The sequence below is a fragment of the Streptomyces sp. NPDC054794 genome, assembly GCF_053611585.1.
Genome location: NZ_JBSHAQ010000015.1, coordinates 171,139 through 190,521, shown reverse-complemented (window position 1 = coordinate 190,521; position 19,383 = coordinate 171,139). Strand labels below are relative to the sequence as shown.

18 protein-coding genes and 1 pseudogene are annotated in these 19,383 nt (G+C 70.0%); 10 read left to right on the top strand and 9 right to left on the bottom strand.

All coding sequences use genetic code 11. From position 1 onward, the window contains the following. Nucleotides 1-530 precede the first annotated feature (530 nt). The 3 genes from bla to ACWGKT_RS18460 all read left to right on the top strand — a co-directional run bounded on the left by bla (nucleotide 531) and on the right by ACWGKT_RS18460 (nucleotide 2,544). The gene (bla, locus tag ACWGKT_RS18470) at nucleotides 531-1,460 is read left to right on the top strand and encodes a class A beta-lactamase (RefSeq protein WP_453274488.1); all 930 of its coding nucleotides are present in this window, start codon (nucleotides 531-533) and stop codon (nucleotides 1,458-1,460) included. A 71-nt stretch (nucleotides 1,461-1,531) separates the two neighbouring features. After that, on the top strand, nucleotides 1,532-1,963 hold the full coding sequence (locus ACWGKT_RS18465; protein ID WP_453274487.1) for a type II toxin-antitoxin system prevent-host-death family antitoxin: 432 nt from the start codon (nucleotides 1,532-1,534) through the stop codon (nucleotides 1,961-1,963). Nucleotides 1,964-2,019: 56 nt separating this feature from the next. Further along, nucleotides 2,020-2,544: a GNAT family N-acetyltransferase gene (locus ACWGKT_RS18460; protein ID WP_453274486.1), complete on the top strand. Its 525-nt coding sequence runs from the start codon at nucleotides 2,020-2,022 to the stop codon at nucleotides 2,542-2,544. A 167-nt stretch (nucleotides 2,545-2,711) separates the two neighbouring features. Here the strand turns inward: ACWGKT_RS18460 and ACWGKT_RS18455 are convergent, their stop codons facing one another. Continuing rightward, nucleotides 2,712-3,077 carry a hypothetical protein gene (locus ACWGKT_RS18455; protein ID WP_235454474.1) on the bottom strand — a complete coding sequence of 122 codons (366 nt, stop codon included), beginning with the start codon at nucleotides 3,075-3,077 and terminating at the stop codon, nucleotides 2,712-2,714. 371 nt (nucleotides 3,078-3,448) lie between these two features. Here ACWGKT_RS18455 and ACWGKT_RS18450 point away from each other — a divergent pair, with 371 nt between their 5' ends. The 3 genes from ACWGKT_RS18450 to ACWGKT_RS18440 all read left to right on the top strand — a co-directional run bounded on the left by ACWGKT_RS18450 (nucleotide 3,449) and on the right by ACWGKT_RS18440 (nucleotide 5,678). Then, nucleotides 3,449-3,820: a hypothetical protein gene (locus ACWGKT_RS18450; RefSeq protein ID WP_453274485.1), complete on the top strand. Its 372-nt coding sequence runs from the start codon at nucleotides 3,449-3,451 to the stop codon at nucleotides 3,818-3,820. A 379-nt stretch (nucleotides 3,821-4,199) separates the two neighbouring features. Beyond that, nucleotides 4,200-4,586, top strand: coding sequence for a hypothetical protein (locus ACWGKT_RS18445; protein WP_453274484.1), 387 nt, complete (start codon nucleotides 4,200-4,202; stop codon nucleotides 4,584-4,586). 720 nt (nucleotides 4,587-5,306) lie between these two features. After that, complete coding sequence (locus ACWGKT_RS18440) at nucleotides 5,307-5,678, top strand: hypothetical protein (protein WP_453274483.1); 372 nt, start codon at nucleotides 5,307-5,309, stop codon at nucleotides 5,676-5,678. Nucleotides 5,679-6,078: 400 nt separating this feature from the next. Here ACWGKT_RS18440 and ACWGKT_RS18435 read toward each other — a convergent pair whose 3' ends face one another. Further along, a complete protein-coding gene (locus ACWGKT_RS18435) occupies nucleotides 6,079-6,924 on the bottom strand; it encodes a LysR family transcriptional regulator (protein ID WP_356152415.1) in 846 nt (281 codons plus the stop codon). A gap of 154 nt (nucleotides 6,925-7,078) precedes the next feature. Here ACWGKT_RS18435 and ACWGKT_RS18430 point away from each other — a divergent pair, with 154 nt between their 5' ends. Then, nucleotides 7,079-7,969 carry an NAD(P)H-binding protein gene (locus ACWGKT_RS18430; protein ID WP_453274482.1) on the top strand — a complete coding sequence of 297 codons (891 nt, stop codon included), beginning with the start codon at nucleotides 7,079-7,081 and terminating at the stop codon, nucleotides 7,967-7,969. A 212-nt stretch (nucleotides 7,970-8,181) separates the two neighbouring features. On the opposite strand, the gene ACWGKT_RS18425 is transcribed toward ACWGKT_RS18430, so the two are convergent. Next, on the bottom strand, nucleotides 8,182-9,282 hold the full coding sequence (locus ACWGKT_RS18425; RefSeq protein WP_453274481.1) for a S8 family peptidase: 1,101 nt from the start codon (nucleotides 9,280-9,282) through the stop codon (nucleotides 8,182-8,184). Nucleotides 9,283-9,325: 43 nt separating this feature from the next. Continuing rightward, on the bottom strand, nucleotides 9,326-9,517 hold the full coding sequence (locus ACWGKT_RS18420) for a hypothetical protein (protein ID WP_453274480.1): 192 nt from the start codon (nucleotides 9,515-9,517) through the stop codon (nucleotides 9,326-9,328). Between the two features lie 35 nt (nucleotides 9,518-9,552). Here ACWGKT_RS18420 and ACWGKT_RS18415 point away from each other — a divergent pair. Then, nucleotides 9,553-10,226, top strand: a pseudogene (locus ACWGKT_RS18415) (sterol carrier protein domain-containing protein); the annotation flags it as partial. Between the two features lie 132 nt (nucleotides 10,227-10,358). Here ACWGKT_RS18415 and ACWGKT_RS18410 read toward each other — a convergent pair. From ACWGKT_RS18410 to ACWGKT_RS18400, 3 genes are all read right to left on the bottom strand, one after another. After that, nucleotides 10,359-11,294: a LysR family transcriptional regulator gene (locus tag ACWGKT_RS18410; protein ID WP_453274479.1), complete on the bottom strand. Its 936-nt coding sequence runs from the start codon at nucleotides 11,292-11,294 to the stop codon at nucleotides 10,359-10,361. Between the two features lie 146 nt (nucleotides 11,295-11,440). Continuing rightward, nucleotides 11,441-12,097, bottom strand: a complete 657-nt coding sequence (locus tag ACWGKT_RS18405) for a hypothetical protein (protein WP_453274478.1) — start codon at nucleotides 12,095-12,097, stop codon at nucleotides 11,441-11,443. A gap of 342 nt (nucleotides 12,098-12,439) precedes the next feature. Beyond that, entirely contained in the window at nucleotides 12,440-14,557 is a 2,118-nt protein-coding gene (locus tag ACWGKT_RS18400) for an FUSC family protein (RefSeq protein ID WP_453274477.1), read from the bottom strand. Between the two features lie 362 nt (nucleotides 14,558-14,919). On the opposite strand from ACWGKT_RS18400, the gene ACWGKT_RS18395 reads away from it, so the two are divergent. Next, nucleotides 14,920-15,360, top strand: coding sequence for a hypothetical protein (locus ACWGKT_RS18395; RefSeq protein ID WP_453274476.1), 441 nt, complete (start codon nucleotides 14,920-14,922; stop codon nucleotides 15,358-15,360). A 101-nt stretch (nucleotides 15,361-15,461) separates the two neighbouring features. Here ACWGKT_RS18395 and ACWGKT_RS18390 read toward each other — a convergent pair whose 3' ends face one another. Beyond that, nucleotides 15,462-17,030, bottom strand: coding sequence for an alpha/beta fold hydrolase (locus tag ACWGKT_RS18390; protein ID WP_453274475.1), 1,569 nt, complete (start codon nucleotides 17,028-17,030; stop codon nucleotides 15,462-15,464). Between the two features lie 258 nt (nucleotides 17,031-17,288). Between ACWGKT_RS18390 and ACWGKT_RS18385 the strand changes: the two genes are divergently transcribed. Next, a complete protein-coding gene (locus tag ACWGKT_RS18385; RefSeq protein ID WP_453274474.1) occupies nucleotides 17,289-17,693 on the top strand; it encodes a hypothetical protein in 405 nt (134 codons plus the stop codon). Nucleotides 17,694-17,745: 52 nt separating this feature from the next. On the opposite strand, the gene ACWGKT_RS18380 is transcribed toward ACWGKT_RS18385, so the two are convergent. Next, nucleotides 17,746-19,350: a TROVE domain-containing protein gene (locus ACWGKT_RS18380; protein WP_453274473.1), complete on the bottom strand. Its 1,605-nt coding sequence runs from the start codon at nucleotides 19,348-19,350 to the stop codon at nucleotides 17,746-17,748. Nucleotides 19,351-19,383: the final 33 nt, after the last annotated feature.

The window sequence follows — 19,383 nt, the reverse complement described above, 5'->3', positions numbered from 1 at the left end:
ACCGACCGTCTGCCGGTCGGATATGTTCACCCGCGCCTGCGCAACCTCGGCAGGCTCCGGCATGGACGGAGCCGGACGCTCGGACGCCTTGCCCGTACCATCGCCGTTTCCGCCCTTGGCTTTCGCCCCCGCAGCGGCTGAGGCCCGGCCATCCGGTGCGTCGGCGGCCGCCCGTACGCCCATACCCCCGCCCGCCGAGCAGCCGACGGCCGAGAGCAGAGCGGTACAGGCCGCGACAGCGGCACCGACACGGCCGGCGGTCCGACCGGCCGAACGGTCCAAGTACATGAAATCCCCCAGGTTAGGTGCGGTTATCGCCTCCTATACGCATGGGCTCCGGACGAGGTTGCATCGGAACCGAACGATTCTTCGGGAACGGCAACACCGGTTCGACATGGCCCTTCAGTGAGGACCCCTCGCGTGCCGCCACTCAGGTCCCCTCACCGAACAAAAGCCGCTCCGGCACCCAAGCAGAACCAAATGATCCACAAAGACGTTCTTCACCTCTGAGATCTTGGCCGGCCGAGAGGATGACCTTGGACACCGCACGAAACCCCATGTCCCGGCGCTGGGTGCTCACTTGGGGAGCCGGCGCGGCACTGGCTGCTACTACCCTGCCTGCCAGCGGAAGCGCCTACGCATCGACGCCGGATGGCAACAGTGAGACCGTGCGCCGGCTGAAGGATCTTGAGCAGCGGCATTCGGCCCGACTGGGTGTCTACGCCCGCAACACTGCCACCGGCCGGATGGTGCAGTACCGCGCGCACGAGCGTTTCCCCGTGTGCTCGGTCTTCAAGACCCTGGCCGTCGCAGCCGTGCTGCGCGACCTCGACCGCAACGGGGAGTTCCTGGCCCGGCGCATCCGATACACCGAGGCGGACGTCACGGACTCGGGCTACGCACCGATCACCGGCAAGCCGGAGAACCTCGCCGACGGCATGACCGTTGCGGACCTCTGCGCCGCGGCGATCTGCTACAGCGACAACGCCGCGGCGAATCTTCTGCTCCGAGAGCTGGGAGGACCGATCGCGATCACCCGGTTCAGCCGCTCGATCGGGGACAGGACCACGCGGCTCGACCGGTGGGAGCCCGATCTGAACTCTGCCGAACCATGGCGCGTGACGGATACGACCACCCCGAGCGCCATCGGGCAGACCTACGCGCGCCTGACGCTCGGCACCGCACTCGTCCCGGCAGATCGCAAGCGGCTCACCGACTGGCTGCTGGCCAACACCACGGGCGGCGAGAAGCTGCGAGCCGGCCTGCCCGCCGACTGGTCCGTCGCGGACAAAACGGGAAGCGGCAAGTGCGGGACCAGCCACGACGTGGGCATCACCTGGCCCCCCGGAGGTGCCCCCATCGTCATGACGGTCCTCACCACAAAACACCAGCCCGACGCCGCACCCGACAGCCCCCTGATTGCCGAGACCGCCGCGCTACTGGCCAGAGCGCTCACCTGACCACTCATCGCCGACCGGGGGCGGACCTGTCCACCGCGTCGCGCTCCGGGATACGGGTAGCGTCGGTGCGCATGGACGTTGAACTGATAGAAGGGGCACCCGAGTTCGGGCGCCTGGTCGCCCAGGTCGAGGAGACCGGCGAGCGCGTCCGGCTCACCGCGGACGGCGAGCCGACGGGAGTGCTGTTGCCGGCGGCCGAACTGGCAGCACTGGAGTACTGGGCCGCACGTCACCACAAGGGCGCGCGGCCTCAGGAGGAGCCGGCGGACGAGTACCCGCCGGGGCCAACGGCGTTCGGACCCTACATCGGCTACCGCCACCCGCACGGCGGGATGACGCTCACCCGGGGCCGGGTTGTCGTGGCCGAACTGCGTGACGCCGATACGGTGGCGTGGCTGGAAAAGCAGGCGCTGTACGGGCGACAGGGGTACATGGGGCCGAAGCGGTTGGCGGCGTTCGCCGAGTTCCTCGCCCGCCAGACGCCGGTCGGCGACGAGCACTGAGCAGCGTAGCCGCGGACCTGGTGGCGCAGGTTCATGGAGCGGGTAGCGTCAGGGCCATGAGCACCGATTTGCCGACCCTGTACGGACGGCGGGGCGTCGTTCTGCGGCCCGCCGAGGAGCGGGACGTCGCGGCGCTGGCCGCGATCCGGGCCATGCCGGAGGTACGCCGGTGGTGGCGGGGCGGCCCCGACCTGGCCGCCGAGGTGACGGCAGACCTCGCCGAGGCGGACACCCAGGTCTTTGCAGTGGAGTGCGAGGGGCGGGTGGTCGGACAGATCCAGTGGCACGCCGAACAGGACCCGGAATACCGGCACGCGGGCATCGACGTCTACCTCGACCCGGCCGTGCATGGGCGAGGCCTGGGAACGGACGCCGTCCGCACCCTGGCCCGCCACCTGATCGAGGACCACGGCCACCACCGCCTCGTCATCGACCCGGCGGCCGACAACACGGCGGCCATCGCCTGCTACCGCCGGGTGGGGTTCCGGCCGGTCGGCGTCATGCGGGCCTACGAGCGTGGCACGGACGGGAGTTGGCACGACGGCCTGTTGATGGACCTGCTCGCCGCCGACCTCACCTGACACCGCATCCACACCGATCCGCACCTCGCACGGCCCCTCGCCGAGCGACCTGGTACTCCCCAGGAGAATGTGCGGCGCCCCGCCGCCGGATGTCCGGCGCGGGGCGCTGTCGGGGCCGTGAGGGCCGGGCGCGAGGCCATGCGGCCTTCAGGCGGCCAAAGGGCGCGTCAGGCTGAGGCACAGATGGCGTAGACGCTGATGCCGACGCTGCTGTAGCCGTCCTGCCGACCAAGCGCGATCCAGCCGGCGCCGTCGGGGGTGGGGAAGGTACCCACTAGAACCGCGCCGTTGCCCTGGGCTTCCGCGCCGCCGCCGATGGCCCGCTTGCCCGACGGGCAGTAGACGGTCCGCCGCTGGAAGTTCGGGACGTTCGCGTTGGGAAGCGTGACGATCTGGTAGCCCGCGACGGCCGCGCGGGCCTGTGCCGGCTTGTGAGCGGGAACGTGCTCGGCGGACGCCTGGGCGGCCCAGCCGGCTCCGGCAGCAAGGGTGAGTGCCAGTGCTCCGGCGGTGAGGGCCGTCATTGCTCGCATGTGTTTCCTCCTGCTGTGGCGGGACGCCTTGTGTCCCGTCGCTGAACGCAACGGTGCCGTAAGCCATCGCCGCAGGTAGGGGCACCAGTGGTCAAACTCCCTGATCGTGGGAGGCAGGAGCGCGGTGCACGAGGGAGCGCAGAACACGGCGCGGATCCGCTGACAGCCGGGTCTACGTCCCCCACCGCAGCCATCTCGGGCCATTTCAACATGGGCGACGCTGTCGGCCGCACGGTCGCAGCGAATGGTGACTACCGGGACGCCGGCACCTGGTCATCCACCAAGTTGGAGGACTCGCGTGGTCATTGCACGAAGCGCCCCGTACGACCACAGCCTTTGACGGGTCGTTCTTCTCTTCGATGGAGGCCGCCATGTACGTGCATGCACGCGCATTTGTTGCAGGAGCGATGTCCGCCACGCTTCTCTCCTTCGGCGCGGGTTCAGTAATGGCTGCAACACCGCCGTCGCATCCCGCCTCGATCACGGTCAAGGCGAGCCCCACTACCGTGAAGGCCGGGAACACGGTCCGGTTCGCTGGTCGCACTTCCGGCATTCGGTCCGGAGCATCGGCGATGCTGCAGATGGACAAGAACGGAAAGTGGACTCCCCTTCACGTCAACTCCAAGGTGAAGAAGGGCAACGCGTACGCCCTTGCTACCCGAGTACACATGAAAGGAACTCAGCAATTCCGTGTCGCCTCGGGCAAGACTCACTCTTCGACCGTCAACGTGACAGTGCAGTAGACCACTTCCTCACCGAGGACAGGAGCCCTCGGTGCACGGCCGCTCCGCGTCTGGCGAGATTCCTCACGTCGGGGCGGCCATCGCTGCGTCTCACCAGAGCGTGATCCATCGACCGAGATCACGAAAAACTCGCACTCCCCAGGGTCAGCCCAGAGGCATTCGTCGGCGCGACCGCACGACGGCGGCAAGCCGACCGGAATCACCGCCGAGCACTGAGCTGCCGCCATTCGTTGGACGCTCGGCAGAGCGCAACTCCTTCAGTAATACAAGATGGTTAGTGCGGGCGGCACGACCAGGGTGCATGACGAGGGCAGACACTCGACGAGAAGATCCACCTTCTCTGACGTTTCGTCATTTACACTTTGGCCCGTCACAGAGCGTGAGGGATATTGTGAGAAGCGTAAAACAAATTCTGCGCAAACCGCGCCGCCCCCTTGTTCTCCGCGCCGCCCTGATCACCGCGCTCGTCGCGCAGTCGGCCGCGCTCGTCGCCCAGGACTCGGAGATCGACGATCTGCGAGTACAGCACATCGACCTCCAGGGTCACCAAATCGAAGTTGGCCCATCCGGCCCACCCGGCCCACCCGGCCCGTCCGGCCCCGTAGGCCCGGCCGGCAAGGACGGCAAGGACGGCAAGGACGGGCAAGACGGAACGAACGGTAACGACGGGAGGCAAGGAAAGGACGGCAAGGACGGCAAGGACGGCACAAACGGGAAAGACGCCGTCGCTCCTCCAGCACCGACCGAGACCAAGGGCAACGGTTGAGCCCCAGGGCCACAATCAAAACGTCGAGGACGAGGCCCCCTCGGGCCGTTCCCGCGTCATGGCTGTATTTTCCACCAGCGCATGACCGGACGCGGGCGCTCGCGGTCGCGGTCGCGGTCGCAGAGGGCCCTACCCGACGAACCGCGGCACCCACACGGGTGCCACCCGGACCGGTGACCGGGCGCGCATGCCGCGCATCGGGAACGGGTCCGCGTACTCCTCATCACGAACTCCCGGCCGGAAGAGCGTCGTTGTCCGGCCGACCGGTCAGTTGGGCGCCGCAGGTCTGCGGCGGTTCGCCGGAGCCGATGGCGCACCGACAAGGGACCCCGCGGGGCACAGACTCACGGCCCCGCGTGGAACTTGAGCACTCAGCCCCGAAAGCCTCCGATCTCAAGGGCGCGTTGGCGGGACGACCCCGCCGAGCAGCGGTTCCGCGGCTTCCGCGCGCTCAGCCTGCTTCACTGTGATTCCCCCTGGATCCGGTGCTGTGGTGGTGCCAGCCGCCCCACCACCACCGGCTTCCGCAGCGCGGTCATCGGATCGGGCCGCCCCTCGTGCCGCCGCGAACTCGAGCACCAGGGGCGGCCCGACGCGCCCGCTCGCACTTCACCCCAATGATGTGCTCCAGGGCCTCCGTACAGACACTCCACGAGAAGGTCCACCTTCTCCAACGCCTCGTCATCCACACTTTGGCCGTCACACAGCGTGAGGGATAATGTGAGCGACACAAACGAAAAGCCGCGCAGGCCGTGGCGCCCCCTGGTGCTCAGTGCGGCACTGATCACCGCACTCGTCGCACAGTGGGTCACGGTCGTCGATCATCAAATGCAGATCGACGACATGCGAGTGCAGAACCTCAACCTCCAGGGCTACAACGTCGAGCCCGGTCCATCCGGTCCGCCAGGCCCCTCCGGTGAACCCGGTCCGCGCGGCCCCTCCGGCCCGCCAGGCAGAGAAGGCAGGCACGGGCGGGACGGGAGAGACGGGGACGACGGGGACGACGGCCCCAGAGGCAGGAGAGGGGAGAGAGGGAGAAACGGAAAGAACGGCGAGGTCATCTCAAGCACCGACGTCGATCACGGCTGGTGAGCGCCTGGCCCGGGCCATCTGTAGCCCGGGCCCCGGCATGCCGGCCGGATCGCCTCCCACAGTGCATCCGGACGAACTGTGTGAACACCACTGCCCACCCGGACCGGTCGGCCGTCGGCACAGTTCCGACACCTCGACGTCCAGTGCGCCACCTCGCCGTCAGTCGCGGAATCCAATCCGGCCCGTGGACTGCTGGGAGGTGGCGCACAGCGGGAGATACCCTCCCGTACCCCGGTTGCAGGCGCCGGCAGCCTGTGCCAACTACTCCCCCAACCCGCCTGCCAGTCCTCTCCCCGCTGGCCCCCGCGTCGGCCTTCCGACGCTGGGTGCGCAGGCCCGCCGGCGCGCAATCCTCGCGAAGGCGCCCAGTCCAGGCATGGCCCGACCGTCGGCCAGGCCGCTAGGCCACGTGTCGGCCCCGCACGGAGTCGGCCACGGACGCCGCGGCGCGGACGAGTGCTGCCGTGGCCGTCGAACGGGACTGCTGCGGCCAGGCGATGGCCAGGACAGACGGGGGCGCGTCCGGGATCGGCCGGTAGACGACACCCGGACGTGGATAGCGAGAGGCGACAGAAGCGGGCAGCAGTGGTGTGGGACCGCCCAGTGCGACGAGCGTGAGCAGTTGGGCAAGGTCGCGACCCTCGCTGCGGTTCCTCTCGATGTATTGGTGCACGCCGTCAGGGAGCAGGCCCAAGTCGGTGAGTGCCAGGCGGTCGCGGGCAGCGAGCGGGTGGGCGGCGGCCAGAGCGGCGACGCGTGGTTCGGCGATCAGCCTCTCGGAGTCGAGGCCAGTACGGTCGAACGGCTCATGAACCAGGGCCGCGTCGGCTTCCCCTTGGCGCAGCAGGCGCGGCTGTTCGGACCAACCGCACAGCCGGACGGCGACCGGTAGTGCCGCCGGTTCCGACGCGAAGCACGCCAGAATCGGCTCCAACAGGCCCGCGTCACCATCGGCCTTGACGGCCAGGATCAGCTTCGGCTCGACGGCCGCTGCGCGTTGGGTCCGCCGCTCGGCGGCCTGCAGGGCGTCCAGGGCGATCCTCGCTTCCGCGAGGAGCACCGTTCCGGCCGGGGTCAGTGCCACGGTGTGGGTGGTCCGCTCGAAGAGGGCGACGCCCATCTCCGTCTCCAACTGGCGGATCGCGCGGGACAGGGGCGGCGGTGAGATGCCCAGCCGCTCGGCGGCCCGGGTGAAGTTGAGTTCCTCGGCGACGGCCACGAAGTAGCGCAGTGGGCGGGATTCCATGTTCTGCCCCTCTGGCCCTCTGCGGCCGGTATTGATCGACGACGCTCGGTATTGCTTTGAGGGTAACAAGCGCTAGCGGACCGATCCTTCAGTTCGGGCGCGCCACCCAGCAGGCTCGACGACATCCACTGAGCACCTCATCTTGGAGTTCTTGATGATCGTCGTCACCACCCCCACCGGCCAGATCGGCCGACAGCTCCTCGACCGCCTCCTGGACGCGCCGGACGGCTCGGCGGGGATCCGCGTGATCGCCCGCGACCCCGCCCGGCTTTCCGCGCGAGTCCGCGAGCGCGTCGAGGTCGTACCGGGATCGCATGCCGATCCCGCCGTCCTGAAGGAGGCATGCACGGGCGCCGACCGCCTCTTCTGGCTCGTACCCCCGACTCCCCAAGCCGACAGTGTCGAGGGCCACTTCCGCGACTTCACCGAGCCCCTGCGCGAGATGATCGGGAGCCACGGCGTCGAACGGGTCGTCAGCGTCTCGACCTTGGGCCGCGGAGTGGCGAAGAACGCCGGGCAGATCTCGGCATCGCTCGCCATGGACGAGGCGATCATGGCCACGGGCGTGCACTACCGGGCGCTGTGCCCGCCGTTCCTGATGGAGAACCTGCTCGGCCAGGCCGCATCGATCCGCGACGCGGGCGTGTTCTTCCTGGCTGTGGCGGAGAACCGGGTCCTGCGCACCTGCGCCACCCGGGACATCGCCGCCACGGCGGCCCAGTTGCTGCTCGACGACTCCTGGACCGGGCAGCGCGACGTCCCGCTCGTGGGACCCGACGATCTGTCCGCCGAGGACATGGCACACGTCATCGCCGAGGTGCTGGACCGTCCGGTACGCCTCCAGCGGACCAGCAGCGCCGACTACAAGGCGACGTTGCTCCGCTTCGGCGTGAGCGACGCCTGGGCGCAGGGTCTGGCCGACATGACGGAGGCACTGAAGGACCAGGGCTTCTACGGCGCCGCCCAGCCGAGCACTCCCGCGTCCGCACCCACCGGCTTCCGCCAGTGGTGCGAGGAGGTTCTCAGGCCCGCTGTGCTGGGCTAGGCAGTACAGCACGGGGTGCCTGTTGGGCCCGCCGATCGTTGTGGGCCCAAGTGCGCGTGCCGCCGCATGAGTGGACCCGCCTGGCCGACACCGACTTGCACGGCTGAACCGGCGTCAGGCCTGACTGTCAGGCCAGCTGACACGGCTGGGGGTGCTACATCGCCGAACGCGCCCGGCCGGTCGTCGCCGCCTGGACCGGTGCCCGGGGCAGGTCACATGCCGCCGGTGTTGAGCAGCCGGTTGGGGGTGTCGGAGCGGACGCCGCGCACGACACCACGGGTGGCCGTGTGGTCGAGCCAGACGTGGACCTCGTTGGCCGTGGCGTGAGGGTGTGCCGACAGGTACAGCGCGATGACGCCGGTCGCATGGGGCGCGGCCCAGGACGTCGCACCGCCGTCCTCCGTGGTCGTACCGCCGCCGGCGAGGGCGGCCGTCACCTTCTGGCCGGGGGCGTACAGGTCCACGCACCGTCCGTAGTCCGATCCGTAGGAGCCGCCGTCGCTCCATACGCGGTCGGTCGAGGTGGAGGCCGCCACGACGATCGTGCCGGGGACGCCGGCCGGGGAGTGCTTGCAGGCGTCGTCATGGAAGTTGCCGGCCGCCACCACCGTCGGGATCCCCGCGTCGACCATCTTCTTCACGGCGGAATCCACGGCCGCCGACCGGTGGTCGAAGTTGAGCGACATGTTCACCACGGCAGGCTTCTGCGCGTGCGCGGTGACCCACTTGACCGACTTCACCACGGCCGCCTCGGCCGCCGCCTCGGAGCCACCGCCCTCGCTCTCGCACAGGACGCCCTGGACCCGTACGAGCTCCGCCTTGGGTGCCACCCCGTACTTCGCCCCGCCGATGATGCCCGCGACGAACGTGCCGTGGCCGAGGCCGTCCTCGCTGAAGCAGTCACGGGAGTCCTTCGGGCCCACGAAGTCGGCGCCGAGGTGGGCGCGTCCGCCGAACTCCTTGTGGGCGATGTCCATCCCGGTGTCGATCACGTAGACGTGAACACCCTTGCCCGTGGCGGTGGTGGTGAGCTTCCCGTTCAGCGGCCGCGACCGCTGGTCCAGGATGTCCAAGTTCCACGGCACGTGCCGGGTGGTGGACAGCGTCCCGGCCTGCGCCACCCCGGACAGCTTCCCCACGGCTTCGGCAGACGCGGGCGCCGAGCCGTCGCCAGAGCGCGCCACGGACTCACCCTTCCCGTGCCCGGGAAGCTTCCCGCCGTTCCCCGCGGCCGCCGCGTCGGCTTCCCCGCCGCAGGCCGAGGCCCCGAGCACCGTCACCATGGCCACCGCCACGAGACCGGCCTTCGTCACGTTCCGCCTCACAACGCCCCCCACATCCCCGCTTCGCACACAGTCAGCGCACAAGACGACCACGGGGTGCGGGCGGTTCCAGCCGGCATTCATTCCGCCGCGGTGTGTTCGAGGATCGCGGAGACGATCGTCGCCAGTCGGCTCGGTCGACGCCGTGGCCGGCGTCCTTGAGAGTCAACAGCCTTGCCCCGGGGCTCTCTTCCGCGAGTGCCTCACCGTGCCGGAGCGGGAACATCGGATCGGCGGTTCCGTGGATCACCAGCGTGGGCACGGCGATCGAGGACAGGGGCGCCTGTGAGACCTCGCCGTCCGCAAGTGAGTCGTGGGGCGGCCCCCGGTCTCTTCGGCGCCGCGCTACGTCGCCGTCCACCGAGACGCCCAACGGTGTCCCGGACGGGTACGCCAGCTATTTCCTCGACGAGCCCGACACCTTGACGGTCGACGAGATCATCGCCGTCGACGACGCCGTGTTCACGGCCCTGACCCGGTTCGTACTCGGACACGACCTGGTCGCCAAGGTCGTGTTCAAGCATTTCCCGCCCGAGCATCCGCTGCGCTGGCAGTTTGCGGACTTCCGCGCCGGCCAGGTGAGTGACGACACCGACTGGCTCTGGGTGCGGCTGCCGGACGTCCCGCGTGCGCTGACCGCGCGCGGCTGGTTCATGGACGGTGAGCTCGTCCTCGACGTCGACGACCCGTTCCTCGGCGAGCACGGCCGCTACCTGCTGACCGTCTGCGATGGCAAGGCCGAGTGCCTCTCGACGGATCGGGAGCCCGATCCGTCCCTGGACGTGTGCGACTTGGGCTCGGTCTACCTCGGCGGCACCGCCCCGAGCACGCTCGTGGGTGCCGGACACGTCCGGGCCCACCGCCCGGGCGCGGCCGCCCTCGCCGACGCCCTCTGCCGCGCCGAGCGCTCGCCGCGCTGCCTGTACTGGTTCTGACCGTGCGCGAGCCGGCCTACGCAAGTCCCGTCAGGCGCCGTCTTCTTCGGCCCGTGCTGTGTGGCATGGACGTGCCTGCCTCCGAGTCACCGTCCGGCGATCCAGCCACGATGATCACAGACGCGGCGGCGTTCAGCGTGGATGTACCCAACCCGGCGTCCAGGTCCCGGCGGCGTCGTGGCCGGTCGCAATGGCGGCGAGGTGGGCGCGGAGGGTGGCCAGTGCTGGGTGGGGGTTGTCGCGGTGCCAGAGGAGCGAGTGTGGGTAGACGGGCGTCGGGTCGGTCACCGGGATGCGGCGCAGGCCGTGGGCGGCGGGCCAGACGAGGCGGGTGTGCTCGCCCATGAAGGTGGCCAGGGCCGGAGTGTCGGCGACGGTGTCGAGGAGCGCGTCGGAGCCGAAGTTGGGTCCCGTCGCCTCGATGGTGAGGTCGAACTCGGCGACGAGGTCGTCGTAGTAGGCGGCCCACTCGGTACCGGGGACGATGCCGGGCATCCAGATCCGGTGCCCGGCGAGCTGAGCGACGGTCACTGACCGGGCGCCCGCCAGCGCGTGGGCGGGGCCGGTGAGGAGTTGGAGCGGCTCGTCGAGCACCCGGACGGACTCGATGTCGTCGGGGAGGGGCCGGCCAGGCGCGGCGACCGCGCGGAAGGACGCGTCGATGGCACCGGACCGGATGGCGGCGACGGCCGTCTCGATGTCGAACAGCATCACCACGTCGAGCTCGATCTCCGGGTGGGCGCGGTGGAAGCCGCGCATCAGGCCCGACGCCGCGCCGCGCGAGGCGATGATGTCGACGCGCAGCGGGCGGTGGCCGGTGCGCACGGACGCGACCGCGCGCTCGGCGACGCGCAGCAGCTCGCGCGCGTGGGGCAGGAACGCCTGCCCGTCGATGGTGAGCTCGGCGCCGCGCGCGGTGCGGGTGAACAGCCGCACGCCGAGGTTGCGCTCCAGCGCGGCGATGCGCTTGGAGACGGCCTGCTGGGTGACCGCCAGCTCGGCGGCGGCCTCCTGGAACTGCCCCGCGTCGGCGGCGGCGACGAACGTCCGGACGGCGTCTAGGTCCATACCGACACCCTATTTTCACAACTGTTGGTTGTGGCTCGGGACTCTGCCGTTGTTTGATCCCTGGTCGGTAGTGCTCCCTTTGATGCTTGCGAACGCGGATCGGTTGTGCCGGTGTGTGGCGGGGGGCGTCGGGCATGCGGCAGTGTTCATCTCATGGAACCGTCCACCTCGATGAGCCCCGCCGGCGTATGGCGGGGCCATGGTCTGCCGGTGCGGTCGGTTGCGGCGGCTCGCAGCAGGTCCAGTAGCCGACAGCCCGGGTAGGTGCCGAACTCGGGGAACCTCCACCGGTAGTAACAGGACCAGTAGCTCACCACCCGGCGTTCGGTCCGCGCGAAGAACGCCGGATTCCGCGCGATGAAGTCCCCGTACAGCAGGTGGTGGGCAGACCGTACTGAGATCAGGCTGGAGAGGTCGTGCCGGATGGCCTCCAGGATCTCCAAGACGTACTCGCCGACCAGCTGCACCACGAACGGCGCCACCCACGGCTCGTCCAAGCTGACGATGTGCTCCAGATACCGCTGGCGGACCAGCCCGTCGCTGTGCCGTGAGTACAGGCAGTGCAGGATCGCCCGCTGCGTCGCCGTCAACGACCGCGCTACCTCGACAGGCAGCTCATCCGCATGGATCCGATACGGAATGGCGACGGCTTCATCGCCCACGTCCACCGAGAACGGCGACACAGGTGCGTACCTGGCCTCCGGCATGACCGCCAAGACCGCGCGAACCTCATCGGCGAGCTGCTGTGGGAACGCCGCGACCAGGTCACAGTCGGTCTCCGGTATGGGTCGAGGCTTCGGCATGGCAGAAGCCTAGGCGGGCCTGCTTGTACCGTCTCGACCTCCACCGACAGCGGATTGACCGCCTCGCTAGTATGTCCCCTTTCATCACAGACAGTAGCGCGCTGTTGGTGGGCCTCCGGGAGTAATGCGAACCCGGTGCACTCCGTACAGTCTGGAGGTGGGAGCGCGGCGGGTGCGCGCGAGCGGCGTGGCCGGTAGCAGCGACGTCACCGCTGGCGCCAGGCCGCGCGGTTCCACTCCCCTTCGTCTACGCGCAACCGATGGCGGCAGTGGCCGGAGGTCCACCCGTCACGCCGACCACCCCGTATCCGTCTGACCATGTCATCCGCAGGTGAGCGCACTTCAGGCTGCCGCGTGGCGGCGCGGGCGATGGCGGGAGGCGACGGTTGCGGTCAGGGCCTCGACGGCGTCGACGGTTGCGGTGCTCAGGCGGACGGCGCGGCTGGCCGTGACGCTGCCGTCGCCGTCGGACGTCTGGGCCGGCAGACCGCAGCGGGCGGTGAAGGAGTCGTAGACCGACCGCAACGCCCCCGGGGCCACGGTCTCGGCTCCGGCGGCCGCGCGGGCCAGGGCGGTGAGATGTTCGTGCAGCGGATCGACCAGCTCGGTCAGCTCCGGCACGGTGTCCTGCGGGGTACGCGGCAAGTGCTCGCCCAGCAGGGTGGCGCATCCGGCGACCGTCGACACCTGAGTCCTGATCTGCTCCAGCTGCGCGGTCGACCATAGGCCGTGGTGCTCTGCCGGTTCGGCGTGCGACTGTTCCACCGCCGCCTCCAGGTGCTCCCTGACCTGCCGTGACCGTGCCCGCAGTGCGTCGACGGCCGCCTGGTCGGTCGCCCCGACGTCGGCATAGCCGGTCAGCAGCTCGGGCAGCAGCCGGTCCTGCACCCGCAGCCACTCCGCGAGCAGGCCGGGCACCCGCCGGGTGGACCAGGTCGGCCAGAGCAGGAAGATGAGTACGGCGATGGCGGCGCCCACCACCGTGTCGGCGGCTCGCGCCCATGCCGTGGGCCCGGGCAGCCCGCCGATGTGGTGGATCAGGAAGACGATCCAGGTGGTCAGCCAGAAGTTGAGCATCAGCTGCCCGGTCCGCAGGGTCACGAACGCCGCCGCCGCGAGCACCACGGACAGGACCGCGAGGCCCGCGGGCGACCAGTCCGGCAGGGACAGCACCCAGGCGAAGAGGCCGCCCAGTACGGCCCCGGCCGCTCGTCCCCAGGCGCGGGCGAGGGTGTGTCCGTACTCGGGGAAGAGCACCAGCATGGTGGTCACGGCCACCCAGAAGCCGTGCGCGGAGATGCCCAGCCCGCCCCACCCGCCGATCGAGCGGCCGATGACCTCGGCGACCACCACGCCCACGGCGAGCCGCACCGCATGGCGGAAGATCGGCGACTGGGGATACAGCTGCGCCCGGATACGCCGGGCGGTGCGTGCCACGGAAGGGGTGCCCGTGTACAGACCCGGCACCTCGGTGTGGGGTTCCAGTACGTCGCCGAGGCGGTCGTCGGCCGAGCGCCGGGCCAGCTGCTCGGCCGAGCGCAGGCGCGCGGCCAGGTCATGCGGGCCGCGCACCGGCGAGGCGGCCGCCCACGACTCCAGGAGGGTCCAGACCTCGTCGGGTGTACGGGCCTCGCGGCCGGAGGCGACCGTACGGGAGATGTCGCCCAGCACCTGCGCGGTGGCGGCCGCTGCCTCCTGATCCCCGGCCGTTGCCGCCGCTGGTGCCGTCAGCCTCACGGTGTGCAGCGCGCGGCGGATGCGCTCTGCCTCGCCCAGCAGTCCGAACATGGCCGCTGCCGCCGGCCGACTGAACTGCGGCAACAGGTCCAGGGCCTGCCGGGCCGCCGTGAACGGAGCGGACCCGCCCAGCACGGCGGAGTCCGCCGCCGCCGAAGCCTCGGCGAGCGAGCGGTACAGGGCCGCGAGAGCGCGGCGTTGGGCGGCGAATCGCGGACCGTACGGCGGGAGCAGTTGCACCACCACGACGAGTCCTGTCCCGACCGCGATCCACCCGGCCATCATCAGGCCGGTGCTCACGTTGGGAGCGAGGTCAGCCGTGATCATCAGCCCGATGACCGCGAGGCAGGCCCGAATGCCTGGCGCGATGCCCAGCGTCCGCCACAGCCCGATGGCGAACGCCGCGACCGCGAGCAACAGCAGGAACAACCACGTGGTGCCGTGCACCAGGGCCCCGAGCACCGCCATCGCGCTGAAGGCCGCGGCCATCGCGAGCGCGTTCACCACAGGATGCCGCAGCGGGCTCAGCAGCGTCCCGATACCGCAGATGAAGGCACCTACGCCGACCATGGCCCCGGCCACCGGGTCGTCCAGCAGCAGGCCGAGGATCGTCGCGAGCAGCACGCCCAGTACGGCCCGCGCGATGGCCGACGGGGCGGCGAATGCCCGCTGGATGCGCAGCCCGTCCCGTCCGATCGTGATCAGCGACGACCACCAGCGCATGTCCGGGCCTCCTTAGCGGCACGGTGGCACGGCGGCGCGAGAGCACCGCTCTCCATCTTCTGCCAGCCCGGGCGCGGCTGCCACGCAGACAACACCAGCGGGCCCGGTAGCCACCGCGCCGAAGAGGCGACGCGCTCGATCCACGGTCGGCTCAGGCTTCGGTGTCGGGGGCGTCGTGCGCGGTGGGGCCGGCCGGTGAGTGATTGGCGGGTTCCGGCATTTCAACGACCCACCTTCGGCTTTGCGGACTCATGACTTGATCTTTGATCGGGCGCCGGAGCCTCGCCCTTACGCTGGCCTGCGCCTCCCACGCCCCTAGGCATCGCGCACACACATGCGTACGGAACACCGCAAGGACGATCATGAACAACCGGCGCAGGCAGCAGCTGCTTCAGTCCGTCGCCCCACTGCTGGCCGAGGGAGAGCGGGTCGAACTCACCTCGCTTGCCAAGGTCGGCTCGGTCTCGGTCAAGCGCCGGGTGCTGACCACCGCGCTGGTCGGCGCCCTTACCGCAGGGACGGTCATCGCCACCGTCCAACCGCGCCCGATGTATTGGGCGCTCACGGACCGTCGACTGCTGTTCTTCGACGCCAGGACCGCGACGGGCCGACCCGGCAAGCTCCTCATGGCCTTGCCGCGCGAGCTGATGTCCCTCGCCCCGATGAGGAAGGCACTGCTGGGACTGGGACTGCAGACCGTCCTCACTGTTCAAGGGCTGGAGCAGGGCCTGAAGCTCACCTTTCCCCCTGCCTGCAAGGCCGCTGGCAGGGACCTCGCCTCCCGTATCGCCCTCGCGGCCTGAACCACCGCCGTAGGGCGGCCCCTTGTGGCGGGCGCTGTCGGCGGCCTCGGCTCATCGGGCGGCGGTTGCCATGCTGATGCCGAGGCCGGAGGGGAGGCGTGTCAGAAGCTGGGCGCTCCTGGTGTGCGCTGCGGCGTCGGGACGATGCCCTGGTTCACGCCGGGGCTCTGGCGACCGGACGTCGTGCAGGTGACGTCCTGCGCCGGAAGTTTTCCGCTGCTCAGGTACGCGTTGATGGTGCGGTTGGCGCAGAAGCGCGGGTCCCCGGAGTAGACGCCGTGGCCCTCGCCGCCCTTGACGTACACCATGCGCGAGCCCTTCAGGGCGTGGTGCATGCCCAGGCCGCTGGTCAGGGGCGTCTGGGAGTCCCACTGGTTCTGGACGGTGAGCAGGCCGACGTTGTTGTCCACCTTGGTGACCGGCTCGACCGGCTTGTCCCAGAACGCGCAGGGCGTGATGTTGGAGCCGAAGTCGCCGTAGATCGGGTACTTGGCCTTGTCCCGGATCGCGTCACGCCGGTACTGCTCGACGTCGCGCGGCCAGGCGGCGGTGTCGCCGCAGACGACGGTCCAGAAGGCGGCGGAGCCGTTGTCGGCGGGCGGCTGGGCGGCGGAAGCCACGGAACGGCGCGGTACCGGCCGGCTGTCCGGTGTGAGGGAACGGTGGGAGACCCGGTGACCGTCGGCGGCCCTCTTGAGGTCGACGACCGTCTCGGCGGCAGACTGAGGGCTGAAGAACTGTTGGCGCAGGGTGGCGCGGATGTCGTCCCCGGTGAGCTTGTCGCCACCGACGTCGATGGGAGTGCGGTCGGCCCGGGCGATCAGGTCCCAGAACGTCTTCTTCACCTTGGCGGCCGTGTTGCCGAGTTTGTAGGTGCGGTGGCGCTCCGCGGTCCACTTCGTCCAGCGGGTGAAGGCCGGTTCGGTGCCCTCCGCCCAGACCTGGATCATGCCGCGCCAGATGCGTGCGGGGTCGACCGCGCTGTCCAGTACGAAGCGATCGGTCCGCTCGGGGAACATCTGCGCGTAGACGGCACCAAGGTACGTGCCGTAGGAGTAGCCCAGGTAAGAGATCTTCTTCTCGCCCAGAACAGCGCGAATGACGTCCATGTCGCGGGCCGTGTTGCGGGTGGTGATGTACGGCAGCTTGTCGCCGTTCTTGGCACGGCACTTGTCGGCCACGGTACGGGCCCACTTGACGTCACGGCTGAACGTCGCGGGCCTGTAGGGGTGTTCGATGTTCTCCTGCGTGGGGGTGAGACCGCACGTGAGCGGGCTGCTGGTCCCCACGCCGCGCGGATCGAACCCGATGAGGTCGTACTGCTCACGGACCTTCTTGGGGATCGTGTCCTTCATCATGGCCGGCATGTCCAGGCCTTCGCCGCCCGGACCACCGGGGTTGAGGAAGAGCGCGCCGTGCCGCTTGCCGGCGACACTGGTCCTCATACGGGAGATGGCCAGTTTGATCGTCTTGGCGTCCGGGTGGCTGTAGTCGAGCGGAACCTTGATCGTCGCGCACTGGAACGCGGCAGGCAGCGCCGCGTCACATCGGTGCCACGCGGGCTGCTGGTTCTCGAATCTCCGCAGCGGCGGTTCCGCCGCGGATGCCTGCCCCGGGGCGAGGGCGGGGATCAGGGTTGCCGTAATCCCCGCAGCGACCAAGGGCGCCATGCGTCCTATCCGCACGATGACCATACCTTTCTATCAACTTCCGTGACAGCACGACGATTTCGTGGCGGCGGCAGCGGGCGAATCCATCCGAAGGGCGGTTTCGCTACGACTCCAGGCGGACTCAGAAATGGACGTGCGGATGAGAACCCACACGGGCTGATCGCCATCCGCACCGTCCGAACCCGGTGGGAGGATTGGTGGGTTGCAAGGCATGCAGAGCCCGCCAGGAAACGGACGGGCGGCTCAATGGGAGGCGCGGTGCAACGCAGGACAGTCGCGGTCGAGGGTCAACACGCCTCGAAGTGGGGGTGGTTCCTCGCGTGGATCGCGGTCGGCGGGTGTCTCGCCCTGGGGCTGGCCGCCCTGTTGTCGGTGGGTGTGGTCCTGATCGTCCTGGCCGCGGCCGTCGGCGTGTTCCTGCTCCGCAAGGGGCACAGGAACGCCGTCGTCGGGGCCGTCGCGGGCCTGGGCCTGCCCCTCTTCTACCTCGCTTACCTGAACCGGGGCGGCCCCGGCACCGTCTGTCACGCGACGGCAGGCGAGCGCACCTGCACCGACGAGTTCGCACCGGTGCCGTTCCTCGTCGTCGGCGCGCTCCTGTTCGCCGCCGGGTTCACGGTCTTCCTGGTTCTCGATCACCGGCACCGCCGAACGAGCAGATGACTCCGCCGCACGCCGGGAGGGGGACGGCGGCCGATGGACCGTGCCTTTCGGATCAGGCCGGCTCAGCGGTCCACGGCCAAGCGGCCTCGCGGCCGGCCTCGATGAGGCCGACCATCCGGAACGCGGCGTCCGTGAGTCCGCCGAAGGTGTGCCGGTGGGGGCCCGTGGGGCCGTGGGCGGGCCGGTACCCCGCCAGGTTCCACGTGTAGACAGGGATGTCGGCCGGGACCGATTCGGCCGGCCCGCGGGGGTCGCCGTAGGGGGCGGCCTGCTCGTCGGTGACGATCAGGACCCGGTCGTGTTCCCGGTAGTGGGTGCGCACCGCCTTCGCGGTGTACGTGCCTCCGAGACGGTGGAACCGTTTCAGCACGTCGAGCACCGGCTCGTCCCGCTCGAACGGCACCTCTCTGTTGTTCCAGCCGAACTCCACCAGATCCGCCTGCTCGGCACGCATGGCGAGCGCGGTGCCGAACACGGCCGCCGCGTCCGCCCGGGTCAGCTTGGACCGCTCGGAGACGGTGTCCCAGAACATGGAGTCGGACCGGTCCACCAGGATCAGGGTCCGGCCCGGTAGGGGCGGTACGTTGGCCAGGGAGTGGCCCAGTGCCCGTTCCAGCGCGGCTGCCCAGCGCTCAGACGGCGCGTGCTGGTGGGCGGCCAGGTAGCGGAAGGGGAACTGCCGGGACCGGGCGACCTCGAAGGCGTCGGAGAGCCGTGCGGCGACGCAGGCAGCGACGTCGTCCGAAACACCCGCCTCGTCGAAGTTCCGCAGATTCCGCAGGAGGGCCATGGGGCCCATCGTGGGGATCACGGCTTCCCAGACGGCGGCGTCCATCGGTCCGTGCAGCCAGCCCGCCAGGGCCTCCCACGTCATGCCCGCCGCGGCCAGTCGCTCGGGGCCGTCCGGACAGGTCACCACCGCCCGCCGCTCGTCCGCGGCCGAATCCATGAGCGCCCGATGGGCGGTCAGCAGGCGGTCGGAGGTCGGCGGGACCGCCCGCTCCGGGTGGTGGAGGCGGTCCAGGGCGTACCGGAAGAGTGCGCCCTGCCAAGGCTTGTCCGGGGCGGGGGATGCGTGCACCAGGTTCAGCACGTCGCCGAAGCGGAAGCCCTTGGACGCGGTGTCGTACTTGAGCAGGGATCGGGACGTGTACAGCCGGCGTACGCCGTCGGCGACGCCCCGCTTCACGGGCTGCGGCACGTTCCTCCCGGACACCGAGATCCAGTGGGCGAGCAGCTCACCGGGCTCGTCGGCGCGCTGGAGCACCGAGTCGATCACGGACCGGTTGGACGGGCCTCCGGACGCCCCGGCCGCAAGCCGGGCCCGCACATACGCGGCGGCGCCCACCAGGGACGCCGTGCGCATATTGCCCTCGCCGCGAAGCCAGCGCAGCAGACCGGCCGTCCACACAGGGTCCTGGACTGCGAGTTCACCGACGAGACGGGTGTACCGGTCGTCCCGTTCCTCACCGCTCTCGTAAAAGGTGCGCTGGGAGACGAAGTTGCCGACCGCAAGGAGGAAGAGTTCCTCGTGAGGCTCCCGGACGAAGGCCGGGCCGCCCTCGTAGGTACGGAAGTCCGGCCTGGCGGACCTGTGGTTCGGCCCTGGTGAGGGCAGAGAGCGGGCGGCCGCCGAAACGTGCGGGGCCACGAGCATCTCGGACCAGATCTTGGAGACGCGTGGGGCGTG